Genomic DNA, 23013 nt, shown 5'->3' on the forward strand with positions numbered 1-23013 from the left:
AAGCGAAATGCTGGCCGACCATAGCTCCGGGAATGCCTGCCGATATGCAGGGATATTGCAGCGGGTGGCTGCGATATTGCAGGCGGCCGCGGAGCGATATAGCCTTTAAGCCATGAACTGGGACGATCTTCGCATCATCGCCGCCGTCAGGGACGAGGGCACTTATGCCGGCGCCAGCGCGCGGCTGCGCATCGACGAGACCACGGTCGGGCGCAGGCTGTCGCGCATCGAGCGTGCACTCGGTTTGCGTCTGTTCGAAGCCGCCGACGGCGTCCGCAGGCCGACGCGCAGTTGCGAGGCGGTGCTGGCGCATGTCGAGGCGATGTCCGCACACGCCGCCGAGATCGGTCGTCTCAGTGAGAGCCTTGAAGGTCCGGTGGGACGCCTGCGCATCGCCTCCACCAATACGGTCGCCGAGGAGGTGCTGTCGCCGCGCGCGAGCGATTTCCTGCGCGCCAATCCCGGCCTGACGCTGCAATTCCTCACGTCGAGCGAGAACGTCAGGTTCTCGCGCTGGGAGGCCGATCTCGCCATCCGCCTGCGCAAGCCCGACAAGGGCGACTTCGCGATCTCGAAGCTCGGCGACATCAAGCTCTATTATTTCGAGCCTGTCACGATCGAGGGCGAGCCGATGCTGTGCGTCTATCCGGACGAGCTCGGCACCATTCCCGAGATGCAATTCCTGCGCACCAGGACAGCCCGCACGCGCTGCGTCACCGACAACGTCCGTGTCATCCGCAACCTGATCCGCGCGCATCAGGCCGCCGGCGTACTACCGGAATATGTCTGCGCGGATCTGCTCGGCGATCGCCGCCTGCGCGCCACGCTGCTGCCGAAGCGCCGCGACGTCTGGCTGCTCGTGCAAAATCATCTCAAGCGCGACGCCGCGACACGCGTCACCATCGATTGGGTGAGGGCGTGCTTCCAGGATACGTCACGCAAGTAACGTCGCGCCGCGCTGTCCGCGAAGGCGGCATAGAGGCCCTCGTCGCTGGCGGCATGGAGGTCGATGCGGCCGACCTTCTCGCCCTCCTGACCCGGCTCGTGCGCCTGACGGCGCCCGAGAGCGCGTGACAAACGAGAAGGGCCGCCTACGGGCGGCCCTTCACATCTTCGTCGTTATCCGCCAGTGGTGAACGCGCGAGCGCGCCATTGCGACCAAGATACCGAGCGGGGATTGCGTGCGCGCGAAGGTTGCGTAAGCTCGCAACGTCTGCAGTCTCGACCAGGAAGGGCGCATGACCACTCTCGAGCAAACCATCCGCCCCTCGGCCAAATCCGGGGAATGGAAGGCGATCGTCGTGCTGATCCTGCTGATCCCGGTGCTGTGGTCGCCGCCGTTCCTGTTTCGCTTCTTCCTCTATCAGCCGTTCAACATCCCCTCGGGCTCGATGATGCCGACACTGGTGGTCGGCGACTACGTCTTCGCCGCCAAATATGCCTATGGCTATGGCCGCTATTCCTTCCCATTTGCGCCGTCATGGATCTCAGGCCGTTTCCGCGCCGCTGATCCCGAATACGGCGATGTCGTTGTGTTCCGTGCGCCGAAGGACACTGCGGTCGACTACGTCAAGCGCGTGATCGGGCTGCCCGGCGACCGCATCCAGATGCGGGGAGGGCAGCTCTTTCTCAATGACCGTGCGGTGACGCGCGTTGCTCTGAAGGAGACTGTCGCAGGCTCCGCCTGCGGGACCGACGATGCCGCAAAAGTCAGGCGCTGGCGCGAGACGCTGCCGAACGGCGCGTCCTACGTCACCTATGACTGCATCGACAACGGCTATCTCGACAACACCAACGTCTTCACGGTGCCGCCGGGCCATTTCTTCGTGCTCGGTGATAACCGCGACAACTCCACCGACAGCCGCATGGCAGCGATGGGCTTCATCCCCTTGGACAATCTCGTCGGCAAGGTGACGCGGATCTTCTGGTCGCTCGACCAAAACGGCGAGCCGCACATGGAGCGGCTCGGCAAGGTGTGGTGAGAAGGCCTCTCCACCCGTCATTCCGAGGCGCGCCCTCTTGGGCGCGAGCCCGGAATCCATAACCACAGGCGGATGGAATGGCCTACTATGTCCTCGCAAGTAAGAAGCACGGCACACTCTACATCGGCGTGACCAGCGATCTCGTGCGCCGTGTGTACGAGCATAAGACGAAGGCCGTCCCCGGCTTCACCACGAAGTACGGCGTCGATAAGCTCGTCTTGTTCGAGATCTACGACGATGCAGTTACCGCCATCGCCCGCGAGAAAGAACTCAAGAAGTGGCGTCGCGACTGGAAGACGCGCCTGATCGAGGAGCAGAACCCAAATTGGGATGATCTCTATCCCGGGATAACCAACTAGCATTCGTGGTTATGGATTCCGGGCTCGCGCCCAGGAGGGCGCGCCCCGGAATGACGTGCCCCAAAACAAAAACCCCGGCATTGCTGCCGGGGTTTCGCATTTCTCGACTTTGCTTGAGATGACCGGACCTTAGAAGTCCATGCCGCCCATGCCGCCGCCGGGGGGCATCGCCGGGCCGGCGCCGCCCTTCTTGGGCAGCTCGGCGACCATGGCTTCCGTGGTGATCAGGAGCGCGGCAACCGAGGCTGCGTTCTGGATCGCGGTACGGACCACCTTGGTCGGGTCGATGATGCCCTTCTTGACGAGGTCGGCGTATTCGCCGGTCTGGGAGTCGAAGCCGTAATTGTAGGCCTTGTTCTCCAGGATCTTGCCAACGATCACCGAGCCGTCTTCACCGGCGTTGATCGCGATCTGGCGAGCGGGTGCCGACAGCGCCTTGCGCACGATCTCGACGCCGGTCTTCTGGTCGTCGTTCTTGGTGCGCAGGCCCTTGAGCTGCTCGGAGGCACGGAGCAGGGCGACGCCGCCGCCCGGGACGATGCCTTCCTCGACCGCAGCGCGGGTCGCATGCATCGCGTCATCAACGCGATCCTTGCGCTCCTTCACCTCGACCTCGGTCGCGCCGCCGACGCGGATCACCGCGACGCCGCCCGCGAGCTTGGCGAGACGCTCCTGGAGCTCCCGGATTGCTACGCAATCCGACCTCTCCCCGCAAAGAGCGGGGAGAGGTTAAGAGGCGGCACGGCAAACGATCTGGCTGGTCATCCCACGTCAGGGACGCACCGCTCTCGCCCTCCCTCGCCCCGTTCTTACGGGGAGAGGGTGGGGTGAGGGGCCGCCTCCACAAGTTCGGCTTGAATTGTGAGCCTCAGTACGCCGGCTCGTACATCTGCGACTGCACCAGCGCCTTGACGTCGTTCGGCGCCGGTCCCTCCGCGAGCCCGCGCTGATAGGCAACGTCGGCCACAGCCGCCGCAATCCGCGCCGAGACCTCGCGGATGCGGGGCAGCGCCGGGTAGAGGCTGCCTTGCGCGAGGTCCTCCTTGCCGACGCAGTCGGCGAGCGTATGGGCGGCCGCCATGAACATCTCGTCCGTCACCAGGCGCGAACGGCTGGCGATGACGCCGAGACCGACGCCCGGGAAGATGTAGGAGTTGTTGCCCTGGCGCGGCACGAAGGTGCGGCCGCTCAGCTTCACCGGATCATACGGGCTGCCGCAGGCGAACAGCGCGCGGCCCTCGGTGTAGCGGTAGGCATCCTCCGCCGAGCATTCGGCCTTCGAGGTCGGGTTGGAGAGCGCGAACACGATCGGCTGCTCGTTGAGCTCGGCCATCGCCTTGAGCACGTCGGGCGTGAAGGCGCCGCCGACCGCGGCAACGCCGATGATCGCCGTCGGCTTCAGCGTCTTGATGGCGGTGAGGAAGTCGGCGATCGGCGCCTGGCCCGCATGGGCATAGCGCAGCTTGTGGCCGTGAAGGCCGTCACGGCCGCCAACGACCAGGCCGCGGGAATCCACCAGCCAGTTGCGGCGGAGCGCGTCGGCTTCCGTTGCGCCCTCCGCCACCATGGCGGAGACCACGAGATCGGCGATGCCGGTCGCCGCTTCGCCCGCGCCGAGGAACAGGATGCGCTGATCCCTGAGCTTGCCGCCGGAGACACGCAGCGCCGAGAACAGGCCCGCGAGCGCCACCGCCGCGGTGCCCTGGATGTCGTCGTTGAAGACGCAGGCCTCATCCCGGTATTTGTGCAGCAGCTTGAACGCGGAGTGATTGGCGAAATCCTCGAACTGGATCAGCACGCCCGGGAACGTCTTCCGCGCAGCCTGCATGAACTCGTCGACGAAGCTGTCATAGGCCTCGCCCGTGAGCCGCCGCTCGCGCAGACCGAGATAATAGGGATCGTTCAAGAGCTCTTCATTGTTGGTGCCGACGTCGAGCACGATCGGCAGGCATTGCTCGGGGTGCACGCCGGCGCAGGCGGAATAGAGCGAGAGTTTTCCGACCGGAATGCCCATGCCGTTGGCGCCGAGATCGCCGAGGCCAAGGATGCGCTCGCCGTCGGTGACGACGATCAGCTGGGCCGGATAGGGCCAGTTCTTCAGGATCTCCGCGATCTGGCCGCGATCGCGCGAGGAGATGAACATGCCGCGCGGCCGCTGGAAGATCAGGCCGTATTTCTGGCAGGCGAGCCCGACCGTCGGCGTGTAGATGATCGGCTGGATCTCGTCGATGTTGTCGACGACGACGCGGAAGAACAGCGCCTCGTTGCGGTCATGCAGCGCGTTCAGCGCGACGTATTTTTCGAGGTCCGTCGGCAGGGTGCGGAGGTTGGTGAGCACGCGCTCGGCTTGCGTCTCCATCGTCAGCACGCAGGGCGGCAACAAGCCGCGCAGGCCGAGCGCGCGCGCTCCGCTTCGGTGAAGGCGGTGCCCTTGTTGAGCAGGGGATCGCGCAGCAGCGTCATGCCGTGCGCGGCGTCGGATGATGTCGAATGGGCGCTGACCCGAGCAGGTCTATTCACGAATTCCCCCAGGGAGTTTCTTATTGAAGGGCGGCCATTGTCGGCCAGTGCTCACCCGAGATCAAGGACGCAGGCATCCCGGCATCGATTGTGATCTCGCACCGCAGCGAGGTTTTCGAGAACGATCCGCAGTTGCGCGCGCAAGTTAACACGGCGACGTTTTTGCTCCTGATGATGAGGGATTGAGGGGCGGCCTGCCCTCTCCCCCCGTCATTCCCCGGGGCGCGACGAAGTCGCGAACCCGGAATCCATCGATCCGCAGATACCGCCGCCGCAATGGATTCCGGGCTCGCGCTGACGCGCGCCCCGGAATGACGAGAAAAACCTCACAAACCATCAGGAAGACGAAGGACTATACGGCGACAACGCTATTCCGGCTTGATATCCGCGGCCTTGACGATCGGCCACCATTTCTCGATCTCGGCCTTCTGGAACGCCGCGAGTGCCGCGGGCGTCTGCTGATCGGACGGCGGAATCTCCTGCCCGAGCTCAGTGAAGCGCTGCTTGACGGCGGGATCCGCAAGAACCGTGACGATCGCCGCGTTGAGCTTTGTGACAATATCTTTCGGCGTGTTCTTCGGTGCCCAGATGCCATGCCAGTAGGAGATGTAGAGACCGGGCAGCCCCGCCTCGTCGACGGTCGGGATGTCAGGCGCGGAGACAAGCCGTGTCGGCGAGGTCACCGCAAAGGCCTTGATCGCGCCGTTCTTGTATTGCGGCAGCGAGTTCGAGGCCTGGTCGAACATGATGTCGATCTGGCCGGCGACGAGATCGATCATGGCGGGCCCTGCGCCGCGATAGGGCACGAACTGGAAATCGGTGCCGGTCTTCTCCTTGAAGAACACGCCGGCGACATGCGCGCCGGTGCCCGCACCGGCCGTGCCGGCGGTGGCCTTGCCGGAATTGGCCTTCAGCCAGGCGATCATCTCTTTCAGATTGTTGGCCTCGAGCGACTTGCGGCCAACGATGAGCTGCGTGCCCATCGCGATGGTCGCCACCGGCTCGAAATCGGCGAGCAGATCATAGGGCAGCTTGAAGATCGCGCCGTTGAGCACATGCGTGCCCCAATGGCCGATCGTAATGGTCGTACCATCAGGCGTCGCGCGCGCGACGCGGGCACCGGCGATGCTGCCGGAGGCGCCGGCGACGTTCTCGACCACGACCGTGGCGTGCAGTTCGGCGGCGATCCGCTCCGACAGGATCCGCGCCAGCGTATCGGTCGGGCCGCCAGCCGCGAACGGCACGACGAGGGTGATGGGACGCGACGGGAATGGCTGCGCACTCGCTGGCGCGGTCCACGACGCGCATCCAATCAGCGCGCAGATGACGATCACATGACCGCGTAATCCGGCCCACAGCCCCCGCATCGTTCTCTCCCACCCTTTTTGCCGCCCGCATGTTGTCAGCGGGTTGGAGCCGGAGTGAACGCTGCCGCGCTGGCCGAGGCAAGCCCAGAAATTATCCAGCCGCCCGCCGCGGCGTCAGATTGGCGGCACTATCCGCAGGTGGCGCGATCTGCATCAAGATGGTCTGGACTGGGGACGCGATCTCGATGCCGTGCTCCTGGAAGCGCAGCTTCATGCGGCGGTTGAACTCGCGCTGGACCGGCCAGCGGCCGGCCTCGGTGCAGCGGATCTGGCCGACAATCGACACCATGGCGCCGTCGACCTTGTCGATGCCCCACAGATCGAGATCGCCGCGGATCGCCGCGCGAAACTCCGGCTCGCGCCGCATCTCGTCGACGATGTCCTTGAGGATCTGGCCGGCGCGGTCGGTGTCCTCCTTGTAGGCGACATTGACGCTGACCGAGGCGTTGCCGGCGCCGCGGCTGGCATTGGTGATGGTGGTGACCGCGCTGAACGGCACGATGTGCACGGCGCCGTCGCCGGCGCGCAGGCGGATGGTGCGGATCGAGACGTTCTCGACGACGCCAGAGAGCCCCGAGACGCTGACGGTGTCGCCGACCTGGACCGTGTTCTCCAGCAGCAGGAACAGGCCGGTGATGAGATCCTGCACCAGCTTCTGCGAGCCGAAGCCGATCGCGATGCCGACGATGCCGGCGCCGGCCAGCAGCGGGGCGACATTGACGCCGATCTCGCTCAGCGCGGTGAGGCCGACGACGGTGGCGATCAGGCAGAGCAAGGCAGTTCGCAGCATCGGCTGGAAGGTGCGCAGGCGCGCGGCACGGGCATAGTGCCCGTCGCGCGACAGCGAGTTGATCTGGCGGTCCAGCAGTGCGTTGCTGGCTTCCCAGATGGCTGCCGCGATGAACACGGCCAGGCCGATCGTCACCACGGCCGAGATCAGCCGGCTGCCGATCTGACCGCCATAGAACCAGACGATGGCATCGACGCCCCAGACTTCGAGCACGGCGACGAAGCCGATGAAGGCGATCACGCCGGAGACGATCCTGCGCAGCAGCGGCAGATAGCGGTTGGCGCGGACCTCGAGGCCCGGAAAACGCTGGAGGATCTCCGGCCTGATGCGGAAGCCGCGGTCGATCAGGCTCAAGGTCACCATGATGGCGACGCGGGTGATCAGCGCCACCACGATGGTGCCGACGAAATATTGCAGCAGCAGCGAATAGCCGTTGCGGATGTTGAGCGCCCACACCGCCCACAATGCGAGATCGAGCGCGATGGCGAGGTAGTGCCAGCCGGCAGCGATGCGGTTGCGCAGGCGCGCAGCGATGCCCTGCCGGTCGGCCGGCGCACGGATGGAATCGGCGACCTGGCGGCGGCATTGCAGGATGATGACGACGACGAAGAGATGCACGACCAGCATCACCATGCGCAGCAGCGCGGCGTAGCCGGCGCGGTGCAGCCCGAGCAGCAGCGCCACATTGGCAAAGGCGATGCCAGAGACGCCGACGCCGACGATGCGGCGTGCCCAGATCTCGATATAGGCCGCGGTCTCGGCGCGCACCGGAAACAGGCCGAATGGCCCGGCCAGCGCGCGGACCACGCAGATGAGCCCGCGCGAGAATGCATAGGCGTTGACGACCGCAAGGATCACGAAGCGGACCGTGACGGGATCGCCGATCTCGGTGCCGAGCAAGGCGGTCGCGACGCCGATGAAGACGAACACCGGAAGCAGCTCGAGCAGGAGGCGGCCGAGCACGAAGGGCAGCCGCAGCAGCAATTGCCAGACCCGCGCCAGGCTATGGCGTCGCTTCTGCAATTCAGGCGCCGGCGTCACGTCGGCCACCGACGATGGCGGATCGGCGATCGGCAGCGCCTGCACCGGCAGGCGCGCGGTATGCGGCACGCGCCCCTCGAGGAATGCCACCGGACGCCGGATCAGGCGGAAGATCACCCATTCCGCCGCAAGCGCGCAGCCGAGCACCAATGCAAGCTTCCAGGCGATCTCGATCAGGAGATTGTAGGCGGCGGGATCGTTGGCGGTGCGCACGATCCAGTAATAGAACGCGGGGAAATGCGTCAGCGTCCGCGCCACGCTGGCGATCTCGCGCGAGATGTCGCCGATCTGCTCCGACACCGTGAGCAGGAGTTGCGCGCCGAGACCGTCCGCCGAGAGCGGTATCGGCGACTTCTGCTCGGGCGCGGGCTGCTGTGGGCCGGATGCGTTCGCGATCGCGCGCAACGTGTCGATCATCTGCGCGCGCTTCTTGTCGTCCTGGAGCGTCTCCAGCGCGCGCTTCGCCTCGTCAGGCGACAGCGCGGCCGCCTGGTTGGCGGCCGGAGCAGCCGGCTCGGCGTGGGCGCCACAGAAAGACGAGATCGCGAGGAAGAGAGCGGCGAGGACCGCCGGGGCAAGCTTATGCGACACGATGATTCCCTGGAAAAAATGAATGCGCCGGCGGAGTCGGCATCGTCACCGCCGAAGCACTGCGTCATGTCGGACCGCTGTCATTCGCCCCGGCGCTGTGTCGGAAGTTGGCCAATGTGGCGACATTCTCTTGGCATTTGCCGCAGTGCAGGAATGGGAACTGCGAGCTTCCGTGCGGCCGCGGGCCGTCTTCGCCGTGAGACACGCGCCAAAACTCTCCCGTCATTCCGGGAGTCGGCCCGGAATGACGGCGAGGAGGAGGAGAGAGAAAACAGGATGTCAAACACGCCGGTCGGCCTCGTCGGCCATCCGCTGCGCTCAGCGCACTATCAAGGCGCTATCGAATACAGCGCCGGGACGGTAGGGGCCTTGCCTCACTGATGCAGCCCGCTAAACCTTGTCCCGGCGTGCCGTTCGCGGTTTTCGCCGCTATGCGATAGTCCGAACGAGCTCCATCGCAATTAACGCGGCTGGATTTGCGGAGGTGGAGTCATAGACCTCCCCTTGCTCTGATGTGGACGTTGGGCGTCGCTTGTTTGCGACCGTAAGGATGCTCCTCCCGTGCCACAAAACTGTCAAGCAGGATCAATGGCGCAGGGATCACATTTAACGCGAGTTCCTTAGGCCGCAACGGTAGCAACGATCTCGCGTCGAGCGCTCCTGATCGAACGAGGCTACGAACGATCGACTCACACCGCAATCGTAGGGTGGGCAGAGGCGCACTTGCGCCGTGCCCACCAACTCTCTCAGGTCGCAAAAATGCGTGGGCACGCTTGCGCTTTGCCCACCCTACGAGATCCGAACGCGACCTGCTGCGATGATGACACCATACCCCTGTTTTGCCCGACGCGTCAATTTAATTTCGAAAAATCCGCAATGACCTTCACCTACATCGCCAAACCGTTGACCCAGCTATCGCCGGCTACTGTGCATGGGGTTGTTTTCGATTTTTTGTTCTGACATGTGCTGGCGCCGCCGCTCACCGTCACTTCTTGCCGCCCTTGCCCTCCTTCTCCAGCGCCTTGCGTACGGCCTTGAATTCCTCGAGCGAAGCCTTGTCGGCGCGCGGGAAGCGCAGGTCGAGCTTTTCGAGCGCAGCATTGATCACCGAGCCGATCACGACGCGCGCGAACCATTTGTGGTCGGCCGGCACGACGTACCAGGGCGCGTGCGGCGTCGACGTGTGGCGGACGATGTCCTGATACACCGCCTGGTAGCGCGGCCACAGAGCGCGCTCCTTGATGTCGTCCATGGAGAACTTCCACTGCTTGGACGGAATCTCCAGCCGGTCGAGAAAACGGTCGCGCTGTTCGTCCTTGGAGAGGTTGAGGAAGAACTTCAGCACCACGGTGCCGTTGCGCGCCAGGTAACGCTCGAAGGCGGAGATGTCCTCGAACCGCTCCTTCCAGATGTTCTTGGTCACGAGCTTTTCCGGCAGCTTCTCCTTGGCGAGGATCTCCGGGTGCACGCGCGTCACCAGGCATTCCTCGTAATGCGAGCGATTGAAGATGCCGATATGGCCGCGCTCGGGCAGCGCGACGACATGACGCCAGAGGAAGTCGTGGTCGAGCTCCTTGCTGCTCGGCGCCTTGAAGGCGGTGACCTCGCAGCCCTGCGGATTGATGCCCTCGAAGATCGCCTTGATGGCGCTGTCCTTGCCGGCCGCGTCCATGGCCTGGAACACGATCAGCAGCGACCAGCGGTCCTGGGCGTAGAGCTTCTCCTGGAATTCGACCAGCCGCTTCTTGTTGGCGTCGAGGATCTCCTGCGCCTTCTCCTTGTCGAGATCGCCCTTCTCGTTGGTCTTGTAGTCCTTGAGGTGAAACTTGCCCGATCCGTCGTAACGGAAGGGCGTGATGTAGCGGTCAAGTTCCTGGGCGAGCGATTTGGACGGCTTCTTGCTCATGAGCGCGGGGCACCTTGCGTTGGGGCTTCAATCGGTCGAGCAAGCTACCAAGGATACCCTTGGGAAGGAATATGATGAAGAGCACGAGCAGCACGCCATAGACGAGGTTGTCCCAGCCAACCGCCTTGGTGCCGAAGCCGATGCGCAGGGTCTCGGCCAGCAGGATCGTGATGATGGCGCCGAAGGTCGGACCGAGCGAGACGAACAGGCCGCCGACGATGGCGGCGAACACCATCTGGAGCGACACCGCGATGCCGCTGACCGTGTCGGGCGTGATGAACATCTGGTACTGGCAGTAGATCGCGCCGGCGAGCGCCGTCATCAGCGCGCTGAGCAGCGTGATCTTGAGCTTCTCCGCGGTGACGTTGACACCGGCGGCGGCGGCGGCGTCCTCGTCCTCCGAAATCGCCTCCAGCGCATAGCGCGCCATGCTGCGGTCGACCCAGTGCCAGGCCACGATGCCGAACAGCCAGACCGCGAGCGCGATCAGGTACCAGGTGGTCTTGTCGTCGAATTGCAGCGCCAAGAGCTTGTTGCCGGAGGCCCGGTTCGGCGTGTAGCCGAGCGAGCCGCCGGTATAGTCGCGCGTCGCGGTGATGACCTGGAGCACGATGCCCGACAGCGCCAGCGTCACCAGCACGAAATAGTGCCCGGTGATGCGGAAGCGGAAACAGGGATAGCCGACGATCAGCGCCAGCGCGCCGGCCGCGACCATGCTGATGGGAATGCCGATCCAGGGCGACAGTCCCAGATGATTCCACAACAGCGCGGTGACATAGGCGCCGATCCCCATGAAGCCGCCATGGCCGAGCGAGACCAGGCCGAACCGTCCCATCATCGACCAGGAGGTGTAGGCGAACGACCAGATCAGGATCAGCACCAGGATGTGCAGATGATAGGGATCGCGATAGACGAACGGCAGCGCGACCAGCGCCGCCAGTCCGATCCCCCACGCGGCGAGACGCCCCTGCCCCGTCATCGGCGCCTCGCCAGCAGGCCCGCGGGCCGGATGAACATCATGACGATGAAGAAGGCGAAGGCGAGCACATAGCCCCATTCGAGATCGGAGAACAGGCCGCCGAGCGAGATGATCTCCGCGAACACGAAGGCGGCGATGAAGCCGCCGATGAAATTGCCGAGGCCCCCGAGCACGCAGATCAGGAAGGTGATCGGTCCGAACGAGAGGCCGACGAAGGGATGCACGTCATATTGCAGCACCAGGAGGCAGGCGGCGAGCCCGGCCAGCCCGCCGCCGATCGCGGAGGTGATGAGATAGATGCGCCTGGTGTCGACGCCCATCAGCGCCATGATCTGCCGGTCCTGCGAGATGGCGCGGATCGCGGTGCCGGTGAAGGTCCGCGTCATGAACAGATAGACCGCGACCATGCCGACCAGCGCCGCGAGAAACGAGAGCAGTCGTGCGTAGCTGAAATTCATGTCGCCGAAGGCGAGCACCGGCAGGCGGATGCCGAGATTGCGGAAGTCGATGCCGAAGGCGACGGTGGCAAAGCTCTGGAGCACGAACAGCACGCCGCCGGTCGCGAGCAGCTGGTTGATCGGCGGCGCCGTGAGCAGCGGCGCGATCACGAGGTAATGCAGCGCGGCACCGAGCAGCGCGACCAGCAGGATCGTCAGCGGTGCCGCGACGAAATAGCTGACGCCATAGTACTGCACCATGAAGTACATGGCGTACATGCCGATCATCACCAGCTCGGCATAGCAGATCCAGGTCACATCGATGACGCCGAAGATCAAATTGAGCCCGAGTGCGAGCAGCGCCAGCACGCCGCCGAGCAGGATGCCGTTGATCACGGCCTCCAACAGGTAGATGTCGAAAATATCGAGGAACGCCTGCATGCCCATCACACCCCGAGATACGCTTCCTTGACCGTGTCGCTCGCCAGCATCTCGGCCGAGGTGCCGGAGGCCCGGATCGTGCCCGCCTCGATCAGATAGGCGCGATCGACCACCTTCAGCACCTGCTGCACGTTCTGCTCCACGATCAGCACCGTCAGCCCGCTGGCGCGGATCCGCTTCACCAGCTCGAACACCTGCTGCACCACGACTGGCGCAAGGCCCGCCGACGGCTCGTCGAGCAGCAGCAGCTTCGGATTGGACATCATCGCGCGGCCGATCGCGCACATCTGCTGCTCGCCGCCGGACATGGTGCCGGCCATCTGGTGGCGGCGCTCCTTGAGGCGCGGAAACAGATCGAACACGACCTCAAGCCGCTCGGCATAATGGCCGCGCGCCTCCTTCATGAAGGCGCCCATCTTGAGATTGTCGTCAACCGTGAGCTGCGGAAACAGCCGCCGGTTCTCGGGCACATGCGCAATCCCGAGGCTGACGATCTTGTGCGGCGGCGTTGCCACGACATCGACGCCCTCCATCCTGATCGATCCGCGCGTGGGTCGGATCAGGCCGGAGATGACGCGCATCAGGGTGGTCTTGCCGGCGCCGTTGGGACCGATGACGCCGACCGCCTCGCCGGCCTTCACGTCGAGATTGACGTCGAACAGCGCCTGGAACGTACCATAGCCGGCATTGACGCCGCGGAGCTCCAGCATCACTGGCCTCCCGCGCGGCGGCGCGCTTCGGCGGCCGCGGCCTGCGTGGTCTCGGCATCGGTGCCGAGATAGACCTCGATGACGCGCGGATCGCCGGCGACCGCGCTCGGCAACCCTTCCGAGATCTTCTCGCCGTGGTCGAGCACCATGACGCGGTCGACGACGCGCATCAGGACGCCCATGATGTGCTCGACCCAGATGATGGTGATGCCGAGCTCGTCGCGGATGTTGCGCAGCATGTCGGCAGCCTGATCCATCTCGGCCTCGTCGAGGCCGCCGAGGCTTTCGTCGGCGAGCAGAAGCTTTGGCGCGGTGGCGAGCGCCTTTGCGAGTTCGAGCTTCTTCAGGCCGGCGGCGCCGAGGCCATCGACGCTGGCGTGTCGATCGGTCGGCAGGCCGACCATGGCGAGCGATCGCTCGGCCGCCTCCTCCGCCGTGGCGCGGCTGTGGCGGCCCTGGCCGTAAAAGCCGGCGAGCGCGACATTCTCGAAAATGGTCAGGCGGCGGAACGGGCGCGGAATCTGGAAGGTGCGGCCGATGCCGCTGTTGATGATCCGGTGCGGCGCGAGGCCCGCGATCTCGGCGCCGCCGAACAGGATCGAGCCTGAGGTCGGCGCCAGCGTGCCGGAGAGCATGTTGAAGATCGTGCTCTTGCCCGAGCCGTTGGGGCCGATCAGGCCGAGGATCTCGCCCTGCTCGACCTTGAACGACACGTTGTTGACGGCAGTGAAGCCGCCGAACCGTTTCACCAGCCCGCTGACCTCGAGCACCGCCCCGCTCTCCTTGTCAAAAGTATTGCGCTACTGGTTGCTGTAGGTGGTGCCCTTCGGCAGCGGCAGCACGGCGTCGCGCTGCGCTTGGCTCTTGGGCCACACCACGGAGGATTTGTCGTCGATGTACTGGATCACCACCGGGAAAGAACGCTCGTTCTGGCCGGCCATCGGCGTGCCCTCGCCGTAGAACTTGACGCCGAAACCGAGCATGGTGCCGCCTTCGGGAATGTCGGTGTCGAGCGCGGCCTTGCGCAGCGCGTCCGGATCGACCCCGCCATACTTCTTGATCGCGCGCGGCAGCACGTCGTTCATGAACACGTAGGTGTTGGACGCGCCGATGCCGACATGGGCGGAGCGGATGGCAACGCCAGGCTTGATCTTGTCGAACTCCTCACCAACCATCTTGATGACGGGCGCGAGTTTCGGGTCCATCGTCTTCTGGTTGGCGAGCCAGATCGAGATCGGGTCGGTGTTGAAGATGTAGTTGGCGTCCGCGCCCATGCCCTCCTTGAGCTTCTCATAGACGCCGTAGCCGGCGCCATGCCCGACCAGGGCGCCGAATTTCAGGCCCTGCTCGCGGGCCTGGCGCAGCAGCAGCGTGATGTCGGGGTTGTAGCCGGTGTGGAAGATCACGTCCGGCTTGGCGCGCTTGAGCTTGGTCACCAGCGCGGAGAGATCGGGTGCGGTCGCCGAATAGCCTTCCTTCAGCACGACGTTGAAACCGGCTTTCTTCGCACCGGCCTCGTTGCCTTTGGAGACATCGACGCCATAGGAGCCGTCCTCGTGGATGATGGCGACGCGCAGATCCTTCGGCTCCTTGCCGAACTTCTCCTTGGCGTTCTGCGCGATGAAGTCCATCGTCATCATGCCGAACTGATCGCCGCTCGCCTGCGGACGGAACACGTATTTGTAGTTCTTCTCGTTGAACACGGCGGACGAGATGCAGGTCGTCATCCACATGAACTTCTTGAGCTGCTCGACGCGGGCGGCCACCGGCACGCATTGCGCCGAGGAGAAGAAGCCGAGCACCAGGTCGACCTTCTCTTGCTCGAGCAGGCGGACGGATTCATTGATGGCGATGTCGGGCTTGCTCTGCGCATCGGCATAGACCGCCTCGATCTTGTAGCCCTCGACGCCGGTCTTGCCGAACTGGTCGAGGATGATCTTGGTGCCGATATATTCGAGCTCGGACCCGCCGCCCGCGAGCGGCCCGGTCAGGTCGAAAATCACGCCGATCTTGATCTTCTTCTCTTGAGCGTCAGCGGACGCCGCCAAGCCCGTCGCTGCTATCGCGACCAACAGCCCACGTACCAAGCGGGCAGCCATGCGCAGGCGCATCTAAACCTCCCTGGACGATTGTGCATTGCATTCTTGTTGCTTTTGCTTTTTGGCCCATCACATGGGCTGCGCGCAGCGATGTCAAGCCTCGCGCATCAACGCGATGCGAACTGCTGCGCGATAAAGGCCGTGACAAATCGCGGCATGGTCGGCGTGAGATCATCCATCCCGCGCACGAGATGAATGGCCGACAGCTCCGGCTCGGCCTCGCGCGCGAGATTGGCTTCGATCCGGGCACGGGCGACGTCGCCCGGCATATCCAGGTTGAGCACCTTGATCATTGCAATCGCGCGGTGGGAGACGACACAGTGCCAATCCGCTTCGGCCCGATAGTCGTCGGCCGTGAGCCCGGTCTCCTCCTCGAGCTCGCGGACGACGCTGCCGGGAATATCGAGCCTGCCGTCCCTGACGTCGCCCGGATCGGGTGTGCCCGAGGGGAAATAGATCCGCCCTGCATTGGCGGTGTGGGGCGCCATTTCGCCCATGATGAAAGCACCGTCGGAGGCGCGCAGCGCCCCCATGCCGAAACCGTTGAACACGGTAGGATCGGGAAATCCCCAGTCGCGCCAGGCGAGGAAGCTTGCGAAATCCACTTCGGAATAGGTCGCGGCGAAACCGCCATCCGAGAACACGGGATCGCGGCCGAGCAGGATGCGGCCGTTCCAGATCTTCGGCCGCTCGCGCTGCTTTTCGGCGAAATGCGCCGCGATCTCGGCGCGGCGCTCCTCTGCGAACGGCCAGGAGATCGGCCGCACGGCAAGATCAAGCGTCGTGACGCGATGAATGGCTGGTGACGTCATGACGCCTGATTACAACGCGTTCGCGTCAGTTATTTGGCGCTCCCCGTGGTCTTCTTGGCCTGGTCGACGAACTTGTTGGTGAAGGTCTTGCTGACGTCGATCTTGGCATTGGCGACGTCCGGCGAGCCGACGCTGAACACCGCGAGCACGGCGTCGGCGCCCTTCGGGTCCATCTTGCCGGTTTCGGAGAACATCGGGATCGTGTTCTTCAGCGCGGCGAGATAGAGATCCTTGTTCTTGCCGACCATCTCGTCCGGCATCTTCGCCATGATCTCCTCGGGCGAATGCGAATGGATCCAGGCGAGCGTCGCCAGCATCGCATTGGTGAGCGCCTGCGTCTCCTTCTCGTGGCCGTTGACCCAGGCCGCGGTCGAGTACAGCGCGCCGCCGGGATATTCGCCGCCGAACGTCTCGAGCGTGTCCTTCTGGGTGCGGGTGTCGGAGAGGATGCGCAGATCCTTGTGGCTGCCCTGGAGCACGGTCACGGAGGGATCGAGCATCACGGCCGCGTCGATCTGGCCCTGCTCCATCGCGGCGACCGCGGTGGCGCCGAGGCCGACGCCGATCACGGCGGCGCTGGTGGGATCAAGCCCGTTCTTCTTGAGCATGTATTTCAGGAAGAAGTCCGTAGACGAGCCGGGCGCGCTGACGCCGACCTTCTTGCCGGCGAGGTCCTTGACCGACTTGATGTCATTGGTGCGCGACGGCGCGACCACCAGCACGAGGCCAGGATAGCGGTCATAGACCACGAAAGACTGAAGCTCCTGCTTCTTGGCGGCGAGGTTGACGCAATGGTCGAAATAGCCGGAGACGACGTCGGCGCTGCCGCCGAGCACGGCCTTGAGCGCGTCCGAGCCGCCCTTGAGGTCGACCAGCTCGACATTGAGGCCGGCCTTCTCGTATTCGCCGAGCTGCTTGGCCAGCACCGTCGGCAGATAGCACAGGCAGGCGCCGCCGCCGACCGCGATGGTGACCTTGCTTTGCGCCGCGGCAAATCCGGTGGTGAGCGTCAGCGCGAGCAGCGCGCCGGCGAGCCTGGCAATCGTGTTCTTCATTGGTTTCCTCCGTTCGGCTGGCGGCACCATAATGCAGCGCACCCGGCTTGAGAAGCGCAACTCAGGGCTCTAGCCATCGGCCTTTCGGCGCAATAGCATGGGCCCACAACAACAAGTCTTGATGGGGAGGATCATCCATGAATCGCCTTGCTGCCGGGCTCGCGCTCGCCGCCGCCTTTGCCGCAGGATGCGGCGCCAACCAGCTGCTCCGGCCGGCGCTGGCCGCCGAGAACATCACCGCACAGATCATCCATACCGGCGAGATGGATGGCGATGCGCTCGGGTCCGCCAACAATGTCGGCTTCCGCTCAAAGATGTTCGCGAGCGCCGACGGCGCCACGATCTCGATCCAGGTCGGCAACGTGCCCAAGCACATGCATCCCAACACCAACGAGATCCAATACATCCTGGACGGGACCGGGACGATCTGGCTCGGCGACAAGGAGGTCACGGTGAAGCCCGGCGACCTCGTCATCATCCCGAAGGGCACCGCGCATGGCGGCACCAAGCCGATCAGCGGCCAGGTCAAGGCAATCGCGATCAAGACGCCGCCGCAGGCGCCTGATGATACCAAGCTGCTGGATTGAAGCCGCGAAAACGGAGCGTGGCTGAGTGCCCGGGCTCGCACGGCCGTGCGGGCCCGTTTCGTCAATTCCGGTGCTAGATCGGGCGCGTCTGCTTGCGGATCTCGTTTGCGATTGGCTTGAGGGTGTCCCCCGGAAGCTGGCCGACGAGCGTGTAACCCATGCCGCCCTCCGCCCACACGAAGCCCGCAACATCGCCGGTCGATTGCGGCATCATCGGCGTATCCAGATTGCGGTTGCTCATCGGGCGCGTCAGCACCACGAGGCGGTCGCCGCGATCGTCGTCGTACATGAACATCGCGGCCGGACCATGCGACGTCGGAACCAGGCGGCCACCCATCAGCCTATAGCCCGACACGGAGAGGTCCGGCACCTTGACCGCCTGCTTCAGCCGGTTGGAGACCCACTGTGTGAGCTCGGCGCTGTTGGACGCCCTTATCTCGACCGGCCGCACGCGATCGGGTGCAAAGACGTTATAGGAGTAGGCCGCCTCCTGCGCCAATGCGGACAGCCCGTTCGAGCCATCCTGCAACACGCTGCGCATGGTCCATCCGCCGAGGCCGCCAATGCCGAGAAGCAGCATCGCAGCGATCGCACCCCATAGCCGGAGCGGACGCCGCTTCCGGCCCTCGATGATGTGCGACAGGTTCAGCTCCGCCGGCAGTGGCTCGTCGGCAATCGAGGCCAGCGCGCCACGCAGCTGCTCGCGCTGGGTGGCGAAGGCGGCAACGCGGCTGGCGACATTCGGATGATCATCCAGATAGGACACGACCTCCGCGCGACGCTCGGGCTCGAGCACCTGGTCCACATAGGCGTGCAGATCGTCTTCCGTGATCGGCCGCTGGTTCATTTCAAGCTCCGCAATGCCACGACATTCCCCGGTGCAACGCCATCCATCTCCTGTTGCAGCCTCTCCCGCGCGCGCGAGAGGCGTGACATTACCGTACCGACCGGGACGTTGAGAACTGCCGCAGCGTCCGCATAGGAAAGATCCTCGACCCCAACGAGCAACAGCACGGCCCGCTGCTCCTCCGGGAGCTTTGCAAGTTTGCTCAGGACATCCTGATAGATCAGCCTCTGCTCCTGTGCTGCCGCACTGACGAGTTCCTGCTCGCCTGCATCGTCGATCGGCATGTGCCTGCCTCGCGCTCTGGCCTGGCGGAATTGGCTGACCGCCAGATTGTGGAGGATGGTGAACAGCCAGGCACGCACGCTTCCGTCGCGTCGTTGATGCCAGCGGCTGACGGCGCGCTCCAGGCAATCCTGGACCAGGTCGTCAGCCGCCGAGCGGTCGCGCACGAGGGCGCGCGCATAGCGACGGAGCGCAGGGATCAGCGGTTCGACCTGAACCAGCATGTCCTTCATGACGCGCTCCGTCACCTCTTCGTGGCTGCTTTGGCCGAGGTCATTGCGCCTCGACCTGGACGGCCTCGCCGGGCGCGGCCGCATCGCCGGCGGCAATCACCAGGTAGCGCTTTGCGGCTGCGGCAGACTGATCGACGATCTGTCGGATCGGGCCGGCCGCGTTGACGATAGCAGATCCGGCCGGATTGGTCATGAACGCGGCCAGCGGCTGCAGCGGGCCGCTACCGTCGCCATGCTCCGCCAGGGCAAGCACATATTTCTGCTTGGGCTGCAGTCCCGTCACCGAGGCCTGCAAGATCTGAATCAGGCCTTGGTCGAACAGCGACACGCTGGTCGGCGGCTTGCCGTCCTTTGCACCATCTTTCGACGCGAGCGACAGATGAGCCACCTGTCCGGCAACGCCGAGTGCCTGAAGATTCTGGCGGTCATCGGGGTTGGGCGCAGCATTTGGAACATAGGCGATCGCCTGCGGCGCCTGGCCGATCGGAACGTTCCCGACCACCGTGTTGGTCGCCGTGTCGATGGCCACCAGCGCGTCGGCGTTCTCCAGTCCCACATAGATCCGGGTGCCGTCGCCGGACGGCCACACGCCGTGCGGCAGATTCCCAACCGGGATCGTGGCGACAAGCGAGAAGTCGTCGGTGCGGAACACCTTCACTTCGTTCAGTCCGCCGATGGTGACATAGGCGAACGTGCCCTTGGTGGTGTGCGCGAAGTTGACGTGATTAGTGATTGGACCGGTATCGATCGTCTTGATCGCGTTGAACGGGGGCTTGGCGTTGAACACCTGGGTACGGCCGACGTCCTTCAGCGTGAACCAGACCTGGTTTCCATCGGGCGTCGCCGCGATGTTCGGACAGAACGGACTTTCCTGCTTCACCTTGGCAATGATCTTGTGCTCGGCCACCGCGACGACGTCGGTCTCGGGATTGAACGACGAGCAGATGTAGCCGTACTTACCGTCTGGTGAGAAAATCTGCATGCCCGGCCCGTTCGGAGTCGTGATGCGGGTCTTCTCCTTGAAGCTGACGGGGTCGATGACGGAGATGTAGTTCTCGCCGCGAACGGTGACCCAGACCTCCTTGCCGTCGGGGGTGAAGAACGCCTCATGCGGCGATCGTCCGACATAAGTGGTGTGCTTGACCGCGTTGGTCGCGGTATCGATGAACGTCACCGAATTCGAGCCGATCGACACCACGGCAAGCGTCTTGTGATCGGGCGAATAGCCCATGCCGTGCACAAGCACCTGCCCCTTGTACAGCGGGCTGAAATTGCCGGGCTGCGGGTCGCCCAGCCGGATTACGCCAAGCAGCTTGTTGTCGACGGGGTCGGTGACCGAGACCGTGTTCGAGAACTGTTCCGCGGCGTAGACGCGGTCGTGGTGGCTGACCGGAATATCGGGGGCGGATAGCGCACCCGGCGCCTGCCCTGCCCATGCGGCAGAGCCCGTGGCGAGCATGGAGGCTGCCAGAAAGATGCTCTTCATCATATTGATTGGTGACGTGGTCATCTGCGGCTCCTACTTCTTCATTCCATTGGACATGTCCATCTGCATGCCCGGATGATGACCGGCAGCGACGGGAACGGGTGCCGACTGGGTTGGAGCAGGCGTGGTGTCCGTGGCAGGCTCGCCAATGGCGAGCTTCATGGCCGCGATCTCCTGCATCTGGTCGACGATGATTTCCTGGGCGATGCGCCTCAGCTGCTCGTTCTTGCCGTAGCGCAGTTCGATCACCGCCATGTCGATCGCGCCCTGATGATGCGGGTTCATCATCGCGACGAAGTCGCGGTCGACGTCGCCGGTCGGCTTGACCGTCATGTCGTTCATCATCTTGGTCATGGCGGCTTCGTTTTCTTCCAGGAACGCCCGTTCTTCTGCATTTTGCGCGGCCGGCGGGGCGGCTGGATGGGCTTCATGCGCGAACGCGAGCGGAGGCACCGCGAATGCGACCAAAATGCGCGCGGCAAGGAACGCCGTGCCGAGGCCGGGCCTGGGCCATCGACATCTGCTTGCGAGCGCTGCTACGGCGCGGCGAAATTGTAAGGAGGACATCGAAAACTCCCATGCGGGTGGTTGCATGGGGGTTTGACGCGCGGGCGCCCGTTCTATTCCGGCCGCTCAATCACATAAATGTCAGCGGGCAACGAGCCGGCCTAGCCGCGCCCGTCCACCGTCGGCCGCCACACCAGCAGCCGTCGCTCCACCAGCGTCACCCCGAAGTCGATCAGGATGACGAACGCCGACAGCACGAACATGCCGGCGAACACGCCGGCGACGTCGAACACGCCCTCGGCCTGCTGGATGAGATAGCCGAGCCCCGCCGCCGATCCCAGATATTCGCCGACGACCGCGCCGACCACGGCGAAACCGACCGAGGTGTGCAGCGAGGAGAACATCCAGGACAGCGCCGAGGGCCAATAGACGTGCTGCATCAGCTGCCGCTCGCTCATGCCGAGCATGCGGCCGTTATCGAGCACGGTGCGGCTGACTTCCTTGACGCCCTGATAGACGTTGAAGAAGACGATGAAGAACACCAGCGTCACCCCGAGCGCGACCTTGGACCAGATGCCGAGGCCGAGCCACAGCGCGAAGATCGGCGCGAGCACGACGCGCGGCAACGCGTTGACCATCTTCACGTAGGGATCGAACACCGCGGCAACGATCGGCTGGCGCGCGAACCAAAAGCCGACAAGAACGCCACCGAGCGATCCGATCACGAAGGCGAGGATCGATTCCGCGAGCGTGATGCCGAGATGCTTCCAAATCACGCCGGAGGCGAACCATTTCACGATCTGGCTGAAGACGTCGAACGGGTTGGAGAAGAAGAACGGCGGCAGCAGGATTTTGCCGAACACGGGAACGGTCGACAGCACCTGCCACAGCACGATGCAGACGACCGCGACCAGGACTTGCAGCGCGAACAGCGTCGGGCGCGACATCAGACCGCCTCCGCCGCGTGGGTGGACTGCGCGTAACCCTTCATCACCTCGTCCTTCAGCACGCTCCAGATCTCGCGATGAAGCGCGTGGAACTCCTTGTCGAGCCGCACCTCGAAAATGTCGCGCGGGCGCGGCAAGCTCACGCGCCAGGCGCCGATGATTCGCGAGGACGGCCCTGCCGACATGATCACCACGCGATCGGCGAGCGCGATCGCCTCTTCCAGGTCATGGGTGACGAACAGCACGGCCTTGCGGTCGGCGTTCCAGAGGTCGAGCAGCAGATTACCCATCACCTGCCGGGTCTGCGCATCGAGCGGCCCGAACGGCTCGTCCATCAGCAGGATCTTAGGATCGCGGATCAGCACCTGCGCCAGCGCCACGCGCTTGCGTTGGCCGCCGGAGAGCATGTGCGGATAGCGGCCGGCGAAGGCGCCGAGGCCGACCGACGTCAGCCATTTCTGCGCCCTTGGCAGCGCCTCGGCGCGCGGCGTGCCCTTGATCTCGAGCCCGATCGCGACATTGTCGAGCGCGGTCTTCCAGGGGAACAGCGCGTCGGCCTGGAACAGGTAGCCGGCGTCCCGGTTCAGCCCCGCAAGCGGCCGGTCGAATATCTTGACGTTGCCGGCAGCGGGCTTCAGCAGGCCGGCCGCGACGTTGAGCAGCGTCGATTTCCCGCACCCCGTGGGCCCGACGATGGCGACGAACTCGCCCTGCGCGACCGTAAGATGCGCCTTCTCCACCGCCGTATAGACCCGCCCGTCCCCGAGCCGGAACGCAACCTTGGCATCTTCCAGCGCCACTGCCGTGGGCGTTGTCATGTATTCCCTCCAGACTTGACCCGATGCCTTAGCCGCTCGCGCCGCCAAGTTCAATCAAGCCGCCAAGCGTGCTACGCATGGGCTCTTGCCGTGCTCTTACCCTCCCCTGGAGGGGGAGGGTCGGTTCACATGAGCGCAGCGAAATGTGAGACGGGATGGGGTGACAGGCTCTCCAATGAGGCGGTGCCCGTGTTGAGAGATCACCCCACCCCGCTCG

At 64.6% G+C, this 23013-nt stretch carries 20 protein-coding genes and 2 pseudogenes; 4 read left to right on the forward strand and 18 right to left on the reverse strand.

The window, feature by feature from the left end; all coding sequences use genetic code 11:
• Positions 1 to 112 precede the first annotated feature (112 nt).
• From FOM02_RS05020 to FOM02_RS05030, 3 genes are all read left to right on the forward strand, one after another.
• The gene (locus tag FOM02_RS05020; protein ID WP_265441489.1) at positions 113 to 946 is read left to right on the forward strand and encodes a LysR family transcriptional regulator; all 834 of its coding nucleotides are present in this window, start codon (positions 113 to 115) and stop codon (positions 944 to 946) included.
• Positions 947 to 1238: 292 nt separating this feature from the next.
• The gene (gene lepB, locus FOM02_RS05025; protein ID WP_265441490.1) at positions 1239 to 1982 is read left to right on the forward strand and encodes a signal peptidase I; all 744 of its coding nucleotides are present in this window, start codon (positions 1239 to 1241) and stop codon (positions 1980 to 1982) included.
• A 77-nt stretch (positions 1983 to 2059) separates the two neighbouring features.
• Positions 2060 to 2341, forward strand: a complete 282-nt coding sequence (locus FOM02_RS05030) for a GIY-YIG nuclease family protein (protein WP_027560141.1) — start codon at positions 2060 to 2062, stop codon at positions 2339 to 2341.
• A 129-nt stretch (positions 2342 to 2470) separates the two neighbouring features.
• On the opposite strand, the pseudogene FOM02_RS05035 reads toward FOM02_RS05030, so the two are convergent.
• From FOM02_RS05035 to FOM02_RS05090, 12 genes and pseudogenes are all read right to left on the reverse strand, one after another.
• Positions 2471 to 3022, reverse strand: a pseudogene (locus FOM02_RS05035) (TCP-1/cpn60 chaperonin family protein); the annotation flags it as partial.
• 187 nt (positions 3023 to 3209) lie between these two features.
• Positions 3210 to 4804: pseudogene (locus FOM02_RS05040) on the reverse strand (NAD-dependent malic enzyme).
• 425 nt (positions 4805 to 5229) lie between these two features.
• Positions 5230 to 6228: a tripartite tricarboxylate transporter substrate-binding protein gene (locus FOM02_RS05045; protein ID WP_027560482.1), complete on the reverse strand. Its 999-nt coding sequence runs from the start codon at positions 6226 to 6228 to the stop codon at positions 5230 to 5232.
• A 91-nt stretch (positions 6229 to 6319) separates the two neighbouring features.
• Positions 6320 to 8650, reverse strand: coding sequence for a mechanosensitive ion channel domain-containing protein (locus FOM02_RS05050; RefSeq protein WP_027560483.1), 2331 nt, complete (start codon positions 8648 to 8650; stop codon positions 6320 to 6322).
• A gap of 985 nt (positions 8651 to 9635) precedes the next feature.
• Positions 9636 to 10556: a polyphosphate kinase 2 family protein gene (locus tag FOM02_RS05055; RefSeq protein ID WP_027560484.1), complete on the reverse strand. Its 921-nt coding sequence runs from the start codon at positions 10554 to 10556 to the stop codon at positions 9636 to 9638.
• Positions 10516 to 11535, reverse strand: coding sequence for a branched-chain amino acid ABC transporter permease (locus tag FOM02_RS05060; protein WP_027560485.1), 1020 nt, complete (start codon positions 11533 to 11535; stop codon positions 10516 to 10518). Before FOM02_RS05060 ends, FOM02_RS05055 begins: the two co-directional genes overlap by 41 nt.
• On the reverse strand, positions 11532 to 12413 hold the full coding sequence (locus tag FOM02_RS05065; protein ID WP_027560486.1) for a branched-chain amino acid ABC transporter permease: 882 nt from the start codon (positions 12411 to 12413) through the stop codon (positions 11532 to 11534). Before FOM02_RS05065 ends, FOM02_RS05060 begins: the two co-directional genes overlap by 4 nt.
• A 5-nt stretch (positions 12414 to 12418) precedes the next feature.
• Complete coding sequence (locus tag FOM02_RS05070) at positions 12419 to 13123, reverse strand: ABC transporter ATP-binding protein (RefSeq protein ID WP_027560487.1); 705 nt, start codon at positions 13121 to 13123, stop codon at positions 12419 to 12421.
• A complete protein-coding gene (locus FOM02_RS05075; RefSeq protein WP_027560488.1) occupies positions 13123 to 13893 on the reverse strand; it encodes an ABC transporter ATP-binding protein in 771 nt (256 codons plus the stop codon). Before FOM02_RS05075 ends, FOM02_RS05070 begins: the two co-directional genes overlap by 1 nt.
• Positions 13894 to 13923: 30 nt before the next feature.
• Positions 13924 to 15234 carry an ABC transporter substrate-binding protein gene (locus tag FOM02_RS05080; protein ID WP_027560489.1) on the reverse strand — a complete coding sequence of 437 codons (1311 nt, stop codon included), beginning with the start codon at positions 15232 to 15234 and terminating at the stop codon, positions 13924 to 13926.
• A 95-nt stretch (positions 15235 to 15329) separates the two neighbouring features.
• Positions 15330 to 16034, reverse strand: a complete 705-nt coding sequence (locus FOM02_RS05085) for an NUDIX hydrolase (protein WP_027560490.1) — start codon at positions 16032 to 16034, stop codon at positions 15330 to 15332.
• A 29-nt stretch (positions 16035 to 16063) separates the two neighbouring features.
• Positions 16064 to 17089: an ABC transporter substrate-binding protein gene (locus FOM02_RS05090; RefSeq protein ID WP_027560491.1), complete on the reverse strand. Its 1026-nt coding sequence runs from the start codon at positions 17087 to 17089 to the stop codon at positions 16064 to 16066.
• 137 nt (positions 17090 to 17226) lie between these two features.
• Here FOM02_RS05090 and FOM02_RS05095 point away from each other — a divergent pair, with 137 nt between their 5' ends.
• Positions 17227 to 17676 carry a cupin domain-containing protein gene (locus FOM02_RS05095; protein WP_027560492.1) on the forward strand — a complete coding sequence of 150 codons (450 nt, stop codon included), beginning with the start codon at positions 17227 to 17229 and terminating at the stop codon, positions 17674 to 17676.
• A gap of 73 nt (positions 17677 to 17749) precedes the next feature.
• Here the strand turns inward: FOM02_RS05095 and FOM02_RS05100 are convergent, their stop codons facing one another.
• The 6 genes from FOM02_RS05100 to FOM02_RS05125 all read right to left on the reverse strand — a co-directional run bounded on the left by FOM02_RS05100 (position 17750) and on the right by FOM02_RS05125 (position 22796).
• Positions 17750 to 18523: an anti-sigma factor family protein gene (locus FOM02_RS05100; RefSeq protein WP_027560493.1), complete on the reverse strand. Its 774-nt coding sequence runs from the start codon at positions 18521 to 18523 to the stop codon at positions 17750 to 17752.
• A complete protein-coding gene (locus FOM02_RS05105; RefSeq protein WP_027560494.1) occupies positions 18520 to 19038 on the reverse strand; it encodes a sigma-70 family RNA polymerase sigma factor in 519 nt (172 codons plus the stop codon). The genes FOM02_RS05100 and FOM02_RS05105 overlap by 4 nt, the downstream gene beginning before the upstream one ends.
• A gap of 40 nt (positions 19039 to 19078) precedes the next feature.
• Complete coding sequence (locus FOM02_RS05110; protein ID WP_027560495.1) at positions 19079 to 20548, reverse strand: YncE family protein; 1470 nt, start codon at positions 20546 to 20548, stop codon at positions 19079 to 19081.
• A 9-nt stretch (positions 20549 to 20557) separates the two neighbouring features.
• Positions 20558 to 21091, reverse strand: a complete 534-nt coding sequence (locus tag FOM02_RS05115; RefSeq protein ID WP_035729316.1) for a DUF305 domain-containing protein — start codon at positions 21089 to 21091, stop codon at positions 20558 to 20560.
• A gap of 101 nt (positions 21092 to 21192) precedes the next feature.
• Positions 21193 to 21978 carry an ABC transporter permease gene (locus FOM02_RS05120; protein WP_027560497.1) on the reverse strand — a complete coding sequence of 262 codons (786 nt, stop codon included), beginning with the start codon at positions 21976 to 21978 and terminating at the stop codon, positions 21193 to 21195.
• Positions 21978 to 22796: an ABC transporter ATP-binding protein gene (locus FOM02_RS05125; protein WP_027560498.1), complete on the reverse strand. Its 819-nt coding sequence runs from the start codon at positions 22794 to 22796 to the stop codon at positions 21978 to 21980. Before FOM02_RS05125 ends, FOM02_RS05120 begins: the two co-directional genes overlap by 1 nt.
• Positions 22797 to 23013 lie beyond the last annotated feature (217 nt).

It is taken from the genome of Bradyrhizobium sp. SEMIA (genome assembly GCF_014844175.1).
In the GTDB taxonomy this organism is placed as follows: domain Bacteria; phylum Pseudomonadota; class Alphaproteobacteria; order Rhizobiales; family Xanthobacteraceae; genus Bradyrhizobium; species Bradyrhizobium arachidis.